This window comes from Stenotrophomonas sp. YJH_SMC_27 (assembly GCF_059369815.1).
Genome location: NZ_JCAFTA010000002.1, coordinates 130,494 through 146,899, shown reverse-complemented (window position 1 = coordinate 146,899; position 16,406 = coordinate 130,494). Strand labels below are relative to the sequence as shown.

At 65.9% G+C, this 16,406-nt stretch carries 15 protein-coding genes; 5 read left to right on the top strand and 10 right to left on the bottom strand.

Annotated elements, in window-relative coordinates; all coding sequences use genetic code 11:
• The first annotated feature begins 197 nt into the window (after window positions 1-197).
• The gene (locus AC5P7R_RS04220; RefSeq protein WP_021202321.1) at window positions 198-2,480 is read left to right on the top strand and encodes an FdhF/YdeP family oxidoreductase; all 2,283 of its coding nucleotides are present in this window, start codon (window positions 198-200) and stop codon (window positions 2,478-2,480) included.
• A gap of 18 nt (window positions 2,481-2,498) precedes the next feature.
• Here AC5P7R_RS04220 and AC5P7R_RS04215 read toward each other — a convergent pair whose 3' ends face one another.
• Entirely contained in the window at window positions 2,499-3,515 is a 1,017-nt protein-coding gene (locus tag AC5P7R_RS04215; RefSeq protein ID WP_021202322.1) for a DUF4034 domain-containing protein, read from the bottom strand.
• A 632-nt stretch (window positions 3,516-4,147) separates the two neighbouring features.
• Between AC5P7R_RS04215 and AC5P7R_RS04210 the strand changes: the two genes are divergently transcribed.
• A complete protein-coding gene (locus tag AC5P7R_RS04210; protein WP_019659812.1) occupies window positions 4,148-4,684 on the top strand; it encodes a DUF411 domain-containing protein in 537 nt (178 codons plus the stop codon).
• 116 nt (window positions 4,685-4,800) lie between these two features.
• On the opposite strand, the gene blaL1 is transcribed toward AC5P7R_RS04210, so the two are convergent.
• Window positions 4,801-5,670: a L1 family subclass B3 metallo-beta-lactamase gene (blaL1, locus tag AC5P7R_RS04205; RefSeq protein ID WP_021202323.1), complete on the bottom strand. Its 870-nt coding sequence runs from the start codon at window positions 5,668-5,670 to the stop codon at window positions 4,801-4,803.
• A gap of 203 nt (window positions 5,671-5,873) precedes the next feature.
• Between blaL1 and AC5P7R_RS04200 the strand changes: the two genes are divergently transcribed.
• Window positions 5,874-6,140, top strand: coding sequence for a hypothetical protein (locus AC5P7R_RS04200; RefSeq protein ID WP_021202324.1), 267 nt, complete (start codon window positions 5,874-5,876; stop codon window positions 6,138-6,140).
• A gap of 9 nt (window positions 6,141-6,149) precedes the next feature.
• Window positions 6,150-7,322 carry a low temperature requirement protein A gene (locus AC5P7R_RS04195; protein ID WP_021202325.1) on the top strand — a complete coding sequence of 391 codons (1,173 nt, stop codon included), beginning with the start codon at window positions 6,150-6,152 and terminating at the stop codon, window positions 7,320-7,322.
• A 101-nt stretch (window positions 7,323-7,423) separates the two neighbouring features.
• Here AC5P7R_RS04195 and AC5P7R_RS04190 read toward each other — a convergent pair whose 3' ends face one another.
• The 8 genes from AC5P7R_RS04190 to pip form a co-directional block, all read right to left on the bottom strand.
• A complete protein-coding gene (locus AC5P7R_RS04190) occupies window positions 7,424-7,939 on the bottom strand; it encodes a DUF1697 domain-containing protein (protein WP_021202326.1) in 516 nt (171 codons plus the stop codon).
• Window positions 7,936-8,577, bottom strand: coding sequence for a response regulator transcription factor (locus AC5P7R_RS04185; RefSeq protein WP_021202327.1), 642 nt, complete (start codon window positions 8,575-8,577; stop codon window positions 7,936-7,938). The genes AC5P7R_RS04190 and AC5P7R_RS04185 overlap by 4 nt, the downstream gene beginning before the upstream one ends.
• Entirely contained in the window at window positions 8,570-9,625 is a 1,056-nt protein-coding gene (locus AC5P7R_RS04180) for a sensor histidine kinase (protein WP_019659806.1), read from the bottom strand. Before AC5P7R_RS04180 ends, AC5P7R_RS04185 begins: the two co-directional genes overlap by 8 nt.
• A 235-nt stretch (window positions 9,626-9,860) precedes the next feature.
• On the bottom strand, window positions 9,861-10,598 hold the full coding sequence (locus AC5P7R_RS04175; RefSeq protein ID WP_478435846.1) for an MgtC/SapB family protein: 738 nt from the start codon (window positions 10,596-10,598) through the stop codon (window positions 9,861-9,863).
• A gap of 30 nt (window positions 10,599-10,628) precedes the next feature.
• On the bottom strand, window positions 10,629-13,388 hold the full coding sequence (gene mgtA, locus AC5P7R_RS04170; protein ID WP_227854198.1) for a magnesium-translocating P-type ATPase: 2,760 nt from the start codon (window positions 13,386-13,388) through the stop codon (window positions 10,629-10,631).
• Between the two features lie 63 nt (window positions 13,389-13,451).
• Window positions 13,452-13,751: a hypothetical protein gene (locus tag AC5P7R_RS04165; RefSeq protein ID WP_005413574.1), complete on the bottom strand. Its 300-nt coding sequence runs from the start codon at window positions 13,749-13,751 to the stop codon at window positions 13,452-13,454.
• 291 nt (window positions 13,752-14,042) lie between these two features.
• Window positions 14,043-14,342, bottom strand: a complete 300-nt coding sequence (locus tag AC5P7R_RS04160; RefSeq protein ID WP_021202331.1) for an EF-hand domain-containing protein — start codon at window positions 14,340-14,342, stop codon at window positions 14,043-14,045.
• 206 nt (window positions 14,343-14,548) lie between these two features.
• Window positions 14,549-15,496, bottom strand: a complete 948-nt coding sequence (pip, locus tag AC5P7R_RS04155; protein WP_227854197.1) for a prolyl aminopeptidase — start codon at window positions 15,494-15,496, stop codon at window positions 14,549-14,551.
• Between the two features lie 114 nt (window positions 15,497-15,610).
• On the opposite strand from pip, the gene AC5P7R_RS04150 reads away from it, so the two are divergent.
• Window positions 15,611-16,276, top strand: coding sequence for a TraX family protein (locus tag AC5P7R_RS04150; RefSeq protein WP_227854196.1), 666 nt, complete (start codon window positions 15,611-15,613; stop codon window positions 16,274-16,276).
• Window positions 16,277-16,406: the final 130 nt, after the last annotated feature.

Genomic DNA, 16,406 nt, shown 5'->3' with positions numbered 1-16,406 from the left:
GTTTCGAGGATAGCGCAGTGGTCGCGCGCAGACTCGGCTGTAACCGTTGCCATGGCAGGTTGTGCTGAAAACAGCCTGTGCCCTCTGGCGAAGCGCCGCGGGCCGTGCTTGACTGTGCGGCTGGTCGTGCCACTGAATGCACCGCCGGACCGCGTTGTGCCGTTCGTTGTTGCGTTCCTTCCGCCAGGTTCCCGAACATGTCCGAGCAGAAACCGCCGCGCTACAAGCCCTACAACCAGCCGGCCGGAGGCTGGGGTGCCGCTGGTGCCACGGCCAAGGTGCTGCTGCAGCAGAGTGTCATCGGCAAGGGGTCGAAGGCGCTGCTGGCGATGAACCAGCCCGGTGGCTTCAAGTGCCCCAGCTGTGCGTTCCCCGATGCCGACGAACGCAGGAAGCTGGAGTTCTGCGAGAACGGCGCGAAGGCACTGGCCTGGGAAGCCACGCAGTTCCGTGCCGGTCGTGAGCTGTTCGCCCGGCACACCGTGACCGAGCTGATGGCGCAGACCGACTACTGGCTGGAGATGCAGGGGCGGCTGACAGAGCCGATGCGCTACGACGCTGCGACCGATCACTATGTGCCGTGCAGCTGGGACGATGCCTTCGCACTGATCGGCCGTCACCTGCGGGCACTGGACAGTCCTCACCAGGCCGAGTTCTACACCTCCGGGCGCACGCCCAACGAAGCGGCGTTCCTGTATTCGATCTTCGTGCGCGAGTTCGGCACCAATAATTTCCCGGACTGCTCGAACATGTGCCACGAGCCGACCAGCCGCGGGCTGCCGCCGGCCATCGGGGTGGGCAAGGGCACCATCGTGCTGCAGGATTTCGATCACGCCGAGGCCATCTTCGTGATTGGCCAGAACACCGGCACCAATTCGCCGCGGATGATGAGCAACCTGGTGGAGGCACGCAAACGCGGCATTCCGATCGTGGCGGTCAACCCGATGCCCGAGCGCGCGCTGATCCGCTTCGCAGAACCGCAGGACGTGGTGCAGATGGCCACGTTCGGTTCGACAGAGATCAGCAGCGAGTTCGTGCACATCCGCATCGGCGGCGACCTGGCCCTGATCAAGGGCATGATGAAGGTGATGTTCGAGCGCGAGGCGCAGGGTGAGCGTGTGCTCGACCATGCATTCCTCGCCGAACACACGGTGGGCCTGGAGGCGCTGCGCGACGACGTGATGGCGCAGGACTGGGATCAGATCGTGCAGGTGTCCGGCATTTCGCAGGCGCAGATCCGTCGCTGTGCGGAGATCTACATCCGCTCCAATGCCACCGTGATCTGCTACGGCATGGGGCTGACCCAGCACCAGTACGGCTCGCGCCTGCTGCAGCAGGTCGCCAACCTTCTGTTGTTGCGTGGCAACTTCGGCAAGCCCGGTGCTGGCATCGGGCCGATCCGGGGCCATTCCAATGTGCAGGGCGACCGCACTGTCGGCATCGATGAAAAGCCGAAGCCGGCCTACCTGGACCGCGTGCAGCAGGTATTCGGCTTCGACCCGCCACGCGAGCATGGCCATCACGTGGTCGAGTCGATCGAGGCGATGCTGGATGGCAGTGCCAAGGTGTTCATCGGCCTGGGTGGCAACTTCATTCATGCGGTGCCTGATACACCGCGCGCGTACGAGGCAATGCGCGGCCTGGACCTGACCGTGGGCATCGCTACCAAGCTCAACCGTGGGCATCTTGTTCATGGCCGCGATGCGCTGATCCTGCCGGTGGTGGCGCGCTCGGAGCGCATCGTCACGCCGACCGGCGAGCAGTTCATCACCATTGAAGACGCGATGTCCAATGTGACCGACTCGCGGGGCGTACTCGAGCCGGTCAGCCCCGATGTGTTGCCCGAGGTCGAGATCGTCTGTCGCATGGCGATGGCCACGCTGCCACGCAGCAGGGTCGACTGGGCAGGCTGCATGCACGACTACGCACACATCCGTGAGTTGATCGCGGCCGTGTACCCGGAGATCTACACCGGCTTCAACCAGCGCATCCAGCAGCCGCACGGCTTCCATCTGGATATCCCGCCGCGTCGCCGCGTCTGGCCCACGCCCAATGGCAAGGCCAACATCCTGGTGATGCCTGGCCTGGACGTGGATGATCCGGTTCACGACCCCGACATGCTGCGGCTGGCCACCGTACGCTCGCACGATCAGTACAACACCACCATCTACAGCTACAACGATCGCTATCGCGGCGTGTACAACGATCGCATGGTGCTGTTCATGAACATCGAGGACCGGCTGGCGCGCGGGCTGCGGAAGGAGGCGCTGGTCAGCCTGGAGACGATCAGCAGTGATGGCGTGCAGCGACGCATCGAAGGCTTGACCGTGCTCGATTACCCGATGCCGCGCGGCGCGCTGGCCGGCTACTACCCCGAACTGAACCCGTTGCTGCCGCTGGATTACCACGACCGGATCAGCGGCACCCCCGCAGCCAAGTCGATCCCGGTGCGGATGCGGGCGATGCCGGCGGTCACCTAGCAGTGGATCAATCCAGTCCTATGGGCTTCCGGCATGTGGATTGGGTTCATCCAGCGCAAAGGAGCAACGGAAATAGTTGGCGCTATCCCGCCAGGCGCCCACGATCGGTTCCTGGATCTGTGCCAGCAGTTCACGGGCCTTGACGGGATCATTGGCCTGGCAGGCGAAGTAGGCGAATGATTGCAGGTTCCATGGCGAGGGATAACGTGACAGCACGTCTTCGAAGCCGCGTTTCATGGTCGGCCAGTTCACTTTCGACTCGGTGAACAAACGGTCCTCGTACTCCCGCTGCGAGGCGACCCAGTAGATACGGGCGTACAGCATGTATTGGTCCTGCGGTGGGGCCGCAGCCATGACCCTGCGTGCATAGGCTTCCAGGCCAGCCGGATCGCCGCCCCACTTCGGAGCGAAATAGCGCACGGCAGCAAAGTAGAGCGGGAAGTAGCCCGGATAGCGCGCGATGCCTTCGTCATGCAATGCGAAGAAGCGGTCTGCATCCCAACTCTGTTCGATCGCCCGGTGTTCCATCGACTCGTACCAGTACGGGTCCGTGCTGGCGATGTCCTTGTACTTCAGCAGGTAGTCAACGGCCTGCTGCTGCAGCGCCTTGAACGGTGCCCAGTCCTCTTCCTTCACCGTATTTGCATAGCCGGGGCCGCGGATGCTCCAGCCTTGGCGGCTGAGCATCTCAGCCATGGCCAGGCGCGCCGACGGCGACCTGGGGTAGCGCGAGATCCATGCCTGCACGAGTTTCTCGCGACCCTGCCAGTAGGCCGGGTCACGGTTGCTCATGCTGAAGGCATAGCCGATGCCAACGTAGTACGCCGAGAGCTTCCAGACACCGCTGCTGAAGTAGCGATCCGTATCCCGGTAACGACTGGCGAGTTGCTCCAGTCTGGCGAAATCCTGCTTCTCCAGCAGTTGCTTTGCCTGCCGGGAGACTTCGGCGCGTTCGCTTGCTTCATCTTCACCGGATGCACCGGCGTGGGCGATGGTCGCGCACGACAACAACAGCATCACAAGCAGTGTTCGCATGAATCCATTCATGGGAGAAACTCCGTGTCAGGGACAGGGGCATGGCAAGGCAGTGGGCCACGATCGCCATCTCGCCATAGCAGGGGCCGTCGCGCAAGTCGGCAGCGTGGCTGCCAGGCGGGCGTGGGCGCTGCCACCCCATGCTGTGCAGTTGTGCATCGGCTATCATCGGCGGGTGAACCTGCCTGGCCTGCTGCTGCGATGGATGCTGCTTGTTGCCCTGGTGCTGAATGCACCGGCGCTGGCGCTCGCCGCGTCTTCCTACAGCGGTCCGGCCAGCCAGGACCATTGCGTGGCACCGCACTCGGCCGGGATAGCTTCGGCGGGGTGTTGCGATGATGCAGGTCCGGCGGCTTGCCAGAGTGGCCAGTGCGAATGCCCGCCGGCGTGCTTGGGCATGTTGGCAACGCTGAACGGGACACCAGCCTCCCTTTGGCGCGAGGCGCCCGCTCCAGCCAGTAGCCAGCAACGCGCGCCCCCGTTGATGCCGGATCCGTTGCGTCCCCCCATCGCGTGAATTCCTGCAGGCCTCAAGCGCCTGCCATGACTGTTCGACTTTCTCTCAACGCTACCTGCGCCTTCAATGCGTGGGTGGCGGGCCGCTTTGCCCGCCTCTGCAAAGGAATCACTCAATGAACCGTACTCTTTCCCTCGGCCTGCTGCTGGGCACCGTGCTGGCCACGACCGCCTGCGCTCGTGCCGCCGAAGAATCCTCCGCGGCACCGGTCGCCAGCGAAGCACCGGCACCGGCCCAGGCCAGCCCGGCCAAGATCGATCCAGCCTTGCCGGTCGCCATCGTGCACAAGACCGCCAGCTGCGGTTGCTGCGGCATCTGGGTCGACCACCTGAAGGCCGCCGGCTTCCAGGTCGATGTGCGCGACACCGATGACATGAATCCAATCAAGGTCCGCCTGGGCGTGCCGGTCGGCAAGGCCTCCTGCCATACCGCCGAGATCGGCGGTTACGTGGTCGAGGGTCACATCCCGGCCGAGGACATCAAGCGCCTACTGGCCGAACGCCCGGCCGCGCGCGGGCTGGTGCTGCCCGGCATGCCAGCCGGTTCGCCGGGCATGGAAATGCCGGACGGCTACGTGCAGCCGTACACCGTCGAGCTGGTGCGCACCGACGGCAGCACCGAGCCGTTTGCCCAGCACGGTCAGGGCGGCTGATGGACGGAGGGTGCCGGTCGTCCTGACCGGCACTCTCCGACGCGTCTTGTGTAGAGCCGAGCCTATGCTCGGCTGTGTTTGGCCGGCAAGCCGAGCATGGGCTCGGCTCTACAGGATCAGCGTGCCGTGGCCGTTTCCTTGGCCAACTGGGCGTCGAACTTCTTCTCGGCCGCATCCGCGTAGGCTTTGCAGCTCAGTACCTTCTCGCTGGCGTTGCTGCCAGCAGCATAGTTCCAGTTGCTGGCGCCCGGATGCGGAGTCAGCAACAGGTCGCAGGGCAGGCCGCGCACCATGGCGAAGCTACGTCGGTAGTCCTGGACCAGGCGGGGATAGCGGGCGTTGCCCTGGAGCTGGTAGCCCGGCGCGCTCAGGCTGTCGGCATAGGCGATGCGCACCGGCTTGCCATCGCGGGTATCGGTCCAGGTCCAGGCAGTGCTGCCCGGGGTGTGTCCCGGCATGAAGTGCGCGGTGAACGCGATGCCGCCCACGTTGACCACCTCGCCATCCATGATGATGCGGTCGGTGCTGACCGGCGGAAAGGTGATGCTGTCGCCAAAGTGCAGGTCGTTGCTGCCACCGCGCGCCAGCAGCACCGCCGTTTCTGCATTGGCCGCCACATGCGCGCCGGTGCGACGCTTGAGCTCGGCGACCGGGCCGGCGTGGTCGGCGTGCGCATGGCTGAGCAGGACCAATCGCAGGTCCTGCGGGGCCACGCCGCGCAGCTTCATGTTGTCCAGCAGGTGACCGGCCATCTGCGGCATGCCGCCGTCAAGCAGCACCGCACCGTCGGCGGTCTGCACCAGTAGCGCGGTCAGGTCCTCGGTGCCGATCTGCCAGGTGTGGTCGGCAATCTGCAGCGGTGCCATCGGCTGCAGCCATGAACTGTCCACCGTGTAGGCCCGGAGCTGGGGCAGCGGTTCGTCGGCGGCAGTGACATCAAAGGCAAGCGTGGCAGCCAGGGCGAGGGTAGTCAGGCAGAGGCGCATGGCAGAAAGGTGTCTGGACTGGGGCCGATGAAGCTAGCACGTACCCTGGGCGGGCCGTTTCGCGAATAATTCATGGCTGCGATAAGCTCCGCCGCAGTCGATGCAGGGATTGTTCGCTTGCTGTGGATTGTGAATCCATCTCCACAGGCTGGAGCGCAGAATCGGCCGGGGCTAGCCTGCTTTCAGTCTCAAGGAGGTGGACCATGCATGTGCTCATGGTGATGCTGGGTGGCGTGCTCCTGCTAGGGGTGTTCCTGCTGTTTGGCCGCCTCTGGAGCGTGGGCACCTCGCAGCTGCCCACGGCGCTGATCGCCTTCATCGCCACCTGGCTTCTGGTGGCCGTGGCCAACATGTGGGTGGGGGTCAGCAGGGCCGGTTACGCAGTACGCGAAGAGCTGCCGATCCTGCTGCTGGTGTTCGCCGTGCCGTCGCTGCTGGCCGGTTTCCTGTACTGGCGCCTGGCGCGCTGAAGGAGTTGCATGAGTACCCGACTGCGCCTGCCCGCGCTGCGCCACCGCGATGGCCATCATGCCCGCGTGACCTACGAAGAACTGTTCTTCGACCTGGTCTACGTGTTCGCGGTCACCCAGCTCAGCCACCATCTGCTGCATCACATGGACCTGGCCGGCGTGCTGCAGACCCTGGTGCTGTGGTTCGCGGTCTGGCTCGGCTGGCAATACGCGTGCTGGGTCAGCAACTGGTTCGACCCGGAGGCGCCGCGCATCCGGGGCCTGATGTTCGCCACCATGCTGCTGGCGTTGTTGATGTCCTCGTCCATTCCCGAGGCATTCGCCGATCGTGCGTGGATCTTCGCCGGGGCGTACGCCACGATGCAGGTCGGACGCACCGCGTTCGTGTTGCTGGAGGTCGGCCGCAACCATCCGTTGGCTCCGAACTTCCGCCGCATGCTGGCCTGGGTCAGCGTGTCGGCCTGCTTCTGGCTGGCCGGCGCGGCGGCCGAGGGCCACCTGCGGCTGGCACTGTGGGCGATGGCGGTGGCCTGCGAATACATCTCGCCGATGTTTGGCTTCGCGTTCCCGGGCATGGGTCGTTCGCACACTCGCGACTGGACCATTGAGGGGGGGCACCTGGCCGAACGCTGCCAGCTGTTCGTCATCGTCGCACTGGGTGAGACGTTGCTGGCCACCGGGGGTGTGCTCAGCGACGTCGAGCACTGGGACCTTGAAGTGGTATCGGCGGTGCTGGCCACCTTCGCCGGCACGATTGCCATGTGGTGGCTGTACTTCGGCATCTCCAGCCACGATGCCACAGAGGCCATCACCCACGCGGAAGACCCCGGACGGATGGGGGCCAACTTCCATTATGTGCATGCATTGCTGATCGCCGGCATCATCGCCACCGCGGTGGGCAACGACCTGGTGATGGATCACCCGGAAGCGGCGGTGACGCCGGTGTATGCAGCGGTGCTGGCCGCCGGGCCGTTGATCTACCTGCTTGGCAGCGCCCTCTACAAGCGCGTTGTGTACGGGCGCGCCCCGTATTCGCATCTGTTCGGTGCCATGGCGCTGGTCGTGTTGGGCGTGGTCTTGCCGCACAGCCATCTGCTGGCCGCCGGTTGGCTGACCAGTGCGGTGCTGCTGGCCGTGGGGTTGATGGATACGCGGTTGAAGCGTCGCCTGCAGCGGGCGTGATCCGTTGCGTCAGCAAAGCGCTCCAGCCGCCATCGAGCGCAAGCGCCGAGCAGTCAACTGACACTCGACTTCAGCACCGCTGCACAAGAAATGCTGGCAGGCTAGGCCAACGCGGCGACCATCGCGGCAAGCTTGCCCACCGTGTTCATGTTGCGGGCAGTGCCTTGCTGGGCATAGGGCATCCGCAGGCGCGAGTCGGCCATGCCAGCACCGTAATGAACGAAGATCTCGCGCGTGCCGAGTGCGAGCTGTTCGTCACGCCGGCCGGTCACGCCGTCGAGCGGATCGGCGGGCAGGCTGCCGTCGAGGAACAGGGCGACCACACGATTGCCGGCCGCCTGCGGAAATGGATTGCGCGCCACCACGCCGGCGATCTCGTTGGCCGAGCGCACCAGCACGCCCACCGGCTTGCCAGCATAGACCTTGAGCCGCTCGCCGAGGGCCTGGCGCACGCCCGCCTCGTCGAGCGAGCTGCGGAACACCACGTTGCCGCTGGCGATGTAGGTGCGGACATCGGCGAAGCCTGCGTCCTCGCACATCGCCACCAGTTCGCGCATAGGGAGCTTGCCGGTGCCGCCGACGTTGACCGCGCGCAGCAAGGCGACGTAGGCGTTCATGGCGTCCCCGCCTGCAGGCGGTCGTACATGCGTACCAGGTCAACCAGGGTGCGTGCGCCCATCTTGCGCATCACCTGCGCACGGCGCACCTTGACCGTGATCTCGCTGACCCCGAGGTCAGCGGCGATCTGCTTGTTGAGGCGGCCGCGCACCACGCCATCGACCACCTCGCGCTCGCCCGCGCTCAATGAATCCCAGCGCTGCTGCAGGGCGCCCAGCACGTCGCCGTCGCGGCGGCGCTGGCGGTCGATCTCGATGCCCCTGTGGATGGCATCGAGCAGCTCCTGGTCACGGAAGGGCTTGGTCAGGAACTCGATGGCGCCGTCCTTGATTGCGTTGACACCCATGGCGATGTCGCCGTGGCCGGTGATGAACACCACCGGCAGCCGCAACCCATGGTTGCCCATCGTGCGGTGGAATTCCAGGCCGCTCTGGCCGGGCATGCGCACGTCCAGCACCAGGCAGGCCGGTGCGTCTACCAGGTCGTGTTCAAGGAACGCCTGGGTGGATGCAAAGGCGTGCACCCGCAAGCCCATCGATGCCAGCAGGTCTTCCAGCGCCGCGCGCACCGACGGATCGTCGTCGACCACATACACGATGGGTGCCGGATCGACGGCAGGGGTAGCGGGCCTACGCATGTTGGGCATCCGTGACGATGGGCAGGTCGAACACGAAGCAGGCACCGCCGCCTGCCGGCCGTTCGGCGCGGATCTGGCCGTCGTTGGCTTCGATCATCGAACGGCTCAAGCTGAGGCCCAGGCCCAGCCCGTGTGACTTGGTGGTCCAGAACGCATCGAAGACGCGTTCGGGATGGTCGGCGGGCAGGCCGACGCCACGGTCGCGTACGCTGAGGCTGACACGCTGGCCGTCGCGCCGGGTCAGCAGCGACAGACGGCGGTCGCCTGCGGGTATGGCTTCCATTGCATCCACTGCATTGAGGATCAGGTTGCCGATCACCTGCTGCACCTGCACGCGGTCGGCGTGTACCTGTGGCAGGTCGGGGTCCAGCAGCAGGGCTACGGCCACGCCATGCCGGTTCAGTTCGCTGCGCGACAGCGCCAGCATTTCCTCCACCGCCTGGTTCAGGTCGAAGGCGCGTCGTTCCGGTGCCGCGCCCTGGGTCAGGCCGCGGATGCGGGCGATCACGTCACCGGCGCGGTGCGCGTCGGCGAGGATGCGGGCCACGGTCTGCCGGGCCTTGTCCACGTTCGGCGGGTCCTGCGCCAGCCAGCGCTGGCAGGCTTCGGCGCTGCTGGCGATTGCGGCCAGTGGCTGGTTGACTTCATGGGCGATGGAGGTGGTGAGCTCGCCTACGGTGGACGCGCGTGCCACCCGCAGCAGGCGGCCCTGCGCTTCCTGCACTGCGGCCTTGGCCGCTTCCATGTTCAGAGCGAGATAGGTGGTGATGCCGATCACCAGCATGCCGATCACCGAGTTGACCAGGCCGATGCGGTAGGTGCCGAAGCGGGTCAGGAAGAAGCTCAACCCGGTCAGCGCGATGCAGGCGATGGCCAGGGTGATCAGCCCGCGCGCGCCCAGCACGCGCGACGCCGCAAGGATGACCGCTGCATAGAAGCAGGCCGCGGCAACCGCATAATCGGTGACGGTGTCGATCAGGAAGATCGCCGCCATCACGACGATCAGGGCCAGCAGCACCAGCGGGCGGCGGGGCGACAGCGATGGCATCGGGGAGCTCCCTTGCGTGGGGGAAAAGGATAGCAAAGCCATCACCGTTGGATGCCGACCTTGGTCGGCGTGCTCTCGTGCGGTGGGTGCCGACTCCTGGTAGGTGCCGACCGTTGGTCGGCACAGCAAGTGAATGGCGGGGGCGATGAGGGTTTGTGCCGACCAACGGTCGGCGCCCACCAAAGCGATGCACGGTGCGTCCGGGGATCATGGGGTTGCCGGCCGGCGGCCGGCACTACTCCTCAAGGCTGGCGTTCCAGAAGCCCTGCAGCACACCGGGCGTGGTCGCCAGGGTGGCCAGCACGGCATCGAGCTCACCGGCATCCACCGTGGTGGCGTACAGCACCGCTTCGATCTCCACGTCACGCTCGCCGAACGGGCGCTGGTCCACCGCGCGCACCGGGTAATGCGCCTGCTCAAGCAGCAGCAACAGCCGGTCCAGCACCTCGGCCTGCTGCTCGCGCTGGCAGACCACGTTGATCGCATAGGTCGCCTCGCTGAACGCTTCCGGCAGCGGCTGCCGCTGGATGCGGTTCACCACCGGCCGCAGCAGGGTGTTGGCGGCCAGAACGAACACTGCCGCCAGCACCGCTTCGGGCAGCAGCTTGATTCCGGCACACGCACCCACCGCCGCCGAGCCCCACAGGGTGGCGGCGGTGTTCAGGCCGGACACCTGGGCGCCGTCCTTCATGATCGCACCGGCGCCGAGGAAGCCGACGCCGGAGATCACATAGGCCACCACATGCAGCGGCGAGGGTGGACCACCGTACAGGTCATGGAAGCGCACCGCCAGATCGACGAAGACTGCCGCGCCCACCGCCACCAGCGTGTTGGTGCGCAGGCCTGCGGTGCGCTGGCGCAGCTGCCGCTCCAGGCCGATGACCGTGCCCAGCACGAACGCCACCGACAGGCTGATCAGCGAGCTCAAGGTCGCGCCGGCGTTGAAGGCCGGCAGGTTGGGATTGATGTCCATTGTGTTTCTCCCTGGACAAGCGGCGGGCGTTTACTGCCAGCCGTACCGGCGGATGTAGAACTTCTTCAGCGCGGTGGTCAGCACCGCATAGCCGAACAGGATCGCCACCAGGAACGGCCAGTAGCCAGCCGGCAGCGCCTGCAGCTTGAAGTAACCGGCCAACGGGCTCATTGGCAGAGCCACGCCGATGGCCATGATCAGGCCGGTCATCAGCAGCAGTGGCGGCGCGGCGATGCTCTGCAGGAACGGTACCTTCGGCGTACGGATCATGTGCACGATCAGGGTCTGGGTCAGCAGGCCGACCACGAACCAGCCGGACTGGAACAGGCTCTGGTCGCCGGCGGTGCGCGCATCGAACACGTACCACATCAGCGCGAAGCAGGTCAGGTCGAAGATCGAGCTGATCGGCCCGAAGAACACCATGAAGCGGCCGATGTCCGCCGGGTTCCACTTCAGCGGCTTGCGCACCAGTTCCTCGTCCACGTTGTCGAACGGAATGGCGATCTGCGAGATGTCGTACAGCAGGTTCTGCACCAGCAGCTGCAGCGGCAGCATCGGCAGGAACGGCAGGAAGGCCGAGGCTACCAGCACCGAGAACACGTTGCCGAAGTTGGAGCTGGCGGTCATGCGGATGTACTTCAGCATGTTGTTGAACGTGCGCCGGCCCTGGATGACACCTTCCTCCAGCACCATCAGGTTCTTTTCCAGCAGGATGATGTCAGCCGCCTCCTTGGCGATGTCCACTGCACTGTCCACGCTGATGCCGATATCGGCCGCACGCAGTGCCGGGGCATCGTTGATGCCGTCACCGAGGAAGCCGACCACCTTGCCTTGGGCGCGCAGCTCGCGTACCAGCCGTTCCTTGTGCAGCGGCGTCAGCCGCGCGAACACGCGGTGGTGGTGCAGCGCCCGTGACAATGCGCCATCATCCATGCGCTCGATATGAGGGCCGGTCAGGATGGTATCGGCGTCCAGCCCCACCTGCGCGCAGACGCGGGCGGTCACCAGTTCGTTGTCGCCGGTGAACACCTTGACCTCCACGCCATGCGCGGCCAGCGCCTGCAGCGCCTGCGCTGCCGATTCCTTCGGCGGGTCCAGGAAGGCGACGTAGCCGACCAGGGTCAGGCCACATTCGTCGGCCTGCGAATAGGTGGTCTGGCTTGCGGCGGTCTCCTTCATCGCCACCGCCACCACGCGCAGGCCCTGTTCGTTCAGTTCCTCGGTGGTCTGCCGCACGCGGGCCAGGCGGTGCTCGTCCAGTGGCATGTCCTGGCCGTTCTCGCGCACGGTGCTGCACACCGCCAGCATTTCTTCCACGGCCCCCTTGCAGATCAGCTCGTGGTGATCCTCGCGCTCGGAGACCACCACCGACATGCGGCGGCGCTCGAAGTCGAACGGGATCTCATCCACCTTGTGGTAGTCCTGCGACAGCCGCAGCGAGCTTTGCAGCTCCACGTGCTCCAGCACTGCACGGTCCAGCAGGTTGATCAGCCCGGTCTGGAAGTGGCTGTTGAGATAGGCGAACTTCAGCACGTCTTCCGAATCCTGGCCGAACACATCGGTATGACGCTCCAGCGCGATCCTGTCCTGGGTGAGGGTGCCGGTCTTGTCGGTGCACAGCACTTCCATCGCGCCGAAGTTCTGGATGGCATCCAGGCGCTTGACGATCACCTTGCGCCGCGACAGCAGCACCGCACCCTTGGCCAGGGTGGAGGTAACGATCATCGGCAGCATTTCCGGCGTCAGGCCCACCGCCACCGACAGCGCGAACAGGAATGCTTCGGTCCAGTCGCCCTTGGTCCAGCCGTTGATCAGCAGCACGAACGGCACCATCACCAGCGCGAAGCGGATCAGCAGCCAGCTGACACTGTTGACGCCGGCCTGGAACGCGGTCGGTGCACGGTCGGTGGCCGTGCTGCGCAGGGCCAGCGTGCCGAAATAGGTGCGGTTGCCGGTGGCCAGCACAACGGCGGTGGCAGTGCCGGACACCACGTTGGTGCCCATGAACAGCAGGTTGTGCTGTTCCAGCAGGCCAGCCAGGCCGTCGCCCGGGTGCGCGAACTTTTCCACCGGCAGCGATTCGCCGGTCATCGCCGCCTGCGCCACGAACAGATCCTTGGCGGTCAGCACGCGGCAATCGGCCGGAATCATGTCGCCGGCCGACAGCACGATGTGGTCACCGGGCACCAGTTCGCGGATCGGCAGGTCCAGCAGGCGCGCCGGGCGCCGGCTGTGCAGGTGCGCGCCGAAGTACTGGTCGGCCACATCCGCAGCCTCGGTGCCCGGATTGCGGCGCAGCACGCGTGCGGTATTGCCGACCAATGCCTTCAGTCGCTCGGCGGCGCGGTTCGAGCGACCTTCCTGCACGAAGCGGATCAGCGTCGACAACAGCACCATCGTGCCAATCACGATCGTCGCCTTGATGTCCTCGGTCAGCCAGGACACCGCCGCCAGCACGGTCAGCAGCAGGTTGAACGGATTGCGGTAGCACTGCCACAGATGGCGCCACCACGGCAGCGGCTTTTCGTGATCCACCTCGTTGGGGCCGAGCGTGGCCAGTCGCTCCTCGGCCTCATGCGGGCTGAGGCCATCGGCATGCGATTCCAAGGTGGTCAGCAGCTGGGTTTCATCCTGCTGGGCAAGGGTGACCAGGCCGGTGGTGAGCGCGAACGGCGCCGCTTCGGCGCTGCCCGGGCCAAACCCGGCTTCGGGCATCGCGCGGCGGCGGAACAGGTTGCCTGCGCGACGGCTGCGCAGGAAGGCGTTGAACCAGGCATTGAGCAGGCTCATGGGACGCTCCTCGAATGTCAGAGCCGGCCGCAGCCGGGACACGAACGGAATGAGTGAGGCAGATCAGGCGTGGCGCATCGCCAGCACTGCCGGCGACCACGGCTGCATGTGCAGGCGCTGGCTGCCGCCGATGCACAGCGGCTTCATTGCATCGCGCAGGGGATAGGGCAGGTGGCGCAGCACGGTGATGCGCTCGCTGATCGGCAGCAGCGACAGCGCGTCGGCCACCACGCGTGGCGAACCGAGTGACAGCGAACGGGCGAACATCACGGGGCCGTGCTGCAGCAGCTGGCTGCGCAGGGCGGCGACATCGCGCTCGCCGATCAGGCGGCGCAGGGTGATGTAGAGGATCTTGTAGGACATGGGGCGATCTCCAGACAGGCGGCGCCTGGCGGTCCCCCGTCACTCAGGCAGGCAGGGACCGGCGGGCAGGCGCCAGGAACAGGCAACAAGCGGTCATCCGGGGCGCGGTGCGCCCAGCAGGGTCGGGGTCCATCTGCGTCTCCATGAGGGGAGGGTGCCAGCCAGGGTTGCCCTGGCCAGTGGCGCTATTGTCCGCCCCTGAATGGGGCAGGCCTAGAGGCTCGTGGGTTAGCCCGGCTATACCTTGGTATAGCCGGCATGCGCAGCGCCAGTCGAGGGCTCAATGATGGATCAATGCGAAGCGCTGGTCTGCTTGCACACGTCGTACTCGCCGCGGCTCAGCGTCTTGTTGCGGTCGGTGTCGCAGGCGTGCAGTCGTTCGGCCCAGTCCGGTGCCACGGCATCCACCTCGGCCAGCGTGACGATGCCGTCCTTGTCCTTGTCCAGCGATTCGTAGGCAGGGATGAGCCTTACTTCTGTCACGTCCTCGGCGGCGGTGGCCTTGCTGGCCTCCTGGGGATTGGAACAGGCGCCCAGCAGCAGGCCCCCACATAGCGAGAGAGCGATGGGAAGGCAGCGATAACCGGTCATGGTGTGCTCCTGAGGAAAGGGCGAACCACCGGTGCGGTGGTCACCGCCGGATCTTCTGCGCGGGGCTGTAAGCGGGCTGCGAAGAATGGGGCCGTGGGCCGTTGCCGGTGGGCCGCCATTCACCGGGCCGCGCAGCAGCGATTGCGCGGAGTCGACGCAACCCTCGAACGGTGGCATGCCGGCCAGCGGCCGGCACTACCATCTGCTCAGAAACGGTCGGCAAAGGCGTCCGTCGCCCGCACCAGCGCATCCACCGTGGCCGGCTCGTTCGCGCTGTGGCCGGAGGTCACCATCTCCAGCCGGGCTTCCGGCCACGCCTTGGCCAGATCCCAGGCGCTGCGCGGCGGGCAGATGATGTCGTAGCGCCCCTGCACGATCACGCAGGGCAGATGGCGGATGCGATTGATGTTGCGCAGCAGCTGGTCGGGCTCCAGGAAGATGCCGTTGCGGAAGTAGTGCGCTTCAATACGAGCCTTGGCCAGCGTATCCAGCGGATCATCGGTGGATTGCGCATCCACGTCGTGCTGCAGGGTGGCGGCGTTGTCTTCCCAGCCCAACCAGGCCTGCGCGGCTTCGATGCGGGTTGACTGATCCGGGCCATCCATGCGCGTCCAGTAGGCCGCGATCATGTCGCCACGCTCGGCTTCCGGGATGTAGGCCTCGTAGCGGTCCCAGCGCTCCGGGAAGATCCAGCGCGCACCACCGTCGGCCTCGGCGAACCAGCGGTTCTCGATCTCACGACCGAGGAACACGCCACGCACGATCAGGCCCGTGGCGCGCTCGGGATGTGCCTGTGCATAGGCCAGCGACAGCGTCGAACCCCAGGAGCCGCCGTAGACCAACCAACGCTCGATGCCGAGGTGCTCGCGCACCTTCTCGATGTCGGCCACCAGGTCCTGCGTGGTGTTGTCGCGCAGTTCGCCAAACGGCGTGGAGCGGCCGCTGCCACGCTGGTCGATCAGCACGATTCGGTAGCGCGCCGGGTCGAAGAAGCGGCGATGGGTGGGTGAAATGCCAGCGCCCGGGCCACCGTGCAGGTACACCACCGGGATTCCCTCCGGCGTGCCGCACTCTTCGATGTGCAGCGTGTGCAGATCGCTCACCTGCAGGGTGAACTGGCGGTAGGGCTCGATGGCCGGGTACAGGGTGCGCATGGCAGGTGTCTCACAAGCAGGGGCGGCCAGCATAGCGCCGCCATCTACGGCTTGCAGTGGCGGGCTCCTGCGCGGCGCTGGAAATGCGCTGGCCGATGCGCATAAGCTTCCGCGATGCTAGCGACCACGACCGGGACGTCCACGTTCAACCTCAGCCTCGGCAGCGGCGCGCGCGAGCTGTTGAAGTGGATCGCGCTGCTGGCCATGACCGGCGACCACGTGGCCAAGGTGGTGCTCGGGGGCTACGTGCCGGTGGTCAGCGAACTGGGGCGTATCGCCTTCCCGCTGTTCGCGCTGGTGATGGCCTGCAACCTGGCCCAGCCGGGCGCCGACCTGCGCAAATCGATCCGCCGGCTCGCGCTATGGGGGCTGATCGCGCAGCCATTGCACGCATTCGCGTTTGGTTCCTGCCTGCCGCTCAACATCCTGCTTACCTTCACTTTGGCGGTTGTGGCCGTTCATGCGCTGGCGAACCATCGGCCCGTTCTGCTGTTGCTGGCTGCCGGCGTGCTGCCGATGTTCGTGGATTACCAGTGGGCGGGTGTCGGCTGCGTGCTGCTGGGATGGATCGCGTTCCGGCATCGGGCGTGGTGGCTGTTGCTGGTTGGGCTTGCAGCGGTGTGCTGGGCCAACCACAACGGCTGGGCAATGCTGGCTGTTCCTATGGTCGTGCTGGCGACGCGGGTGCCGAGGCAACTGCCGCGCTGGCGTTGGGCGTTCTATGGGTACTACGTTGGGCATCTGGCGGTGCTGGCATTGGTTGCCCATCTGCTTGCGTAATGTCGGAACTGGCATGTGGCATGTCCTGAATGCCGGATGCGGTCAAGGAATGCGCGGTGCCAATGCGTGTGAAGCATGCCGCCATCGGCATGGTGCGAGTTATTGAATTTTCGGCGCGATTGTCGATATG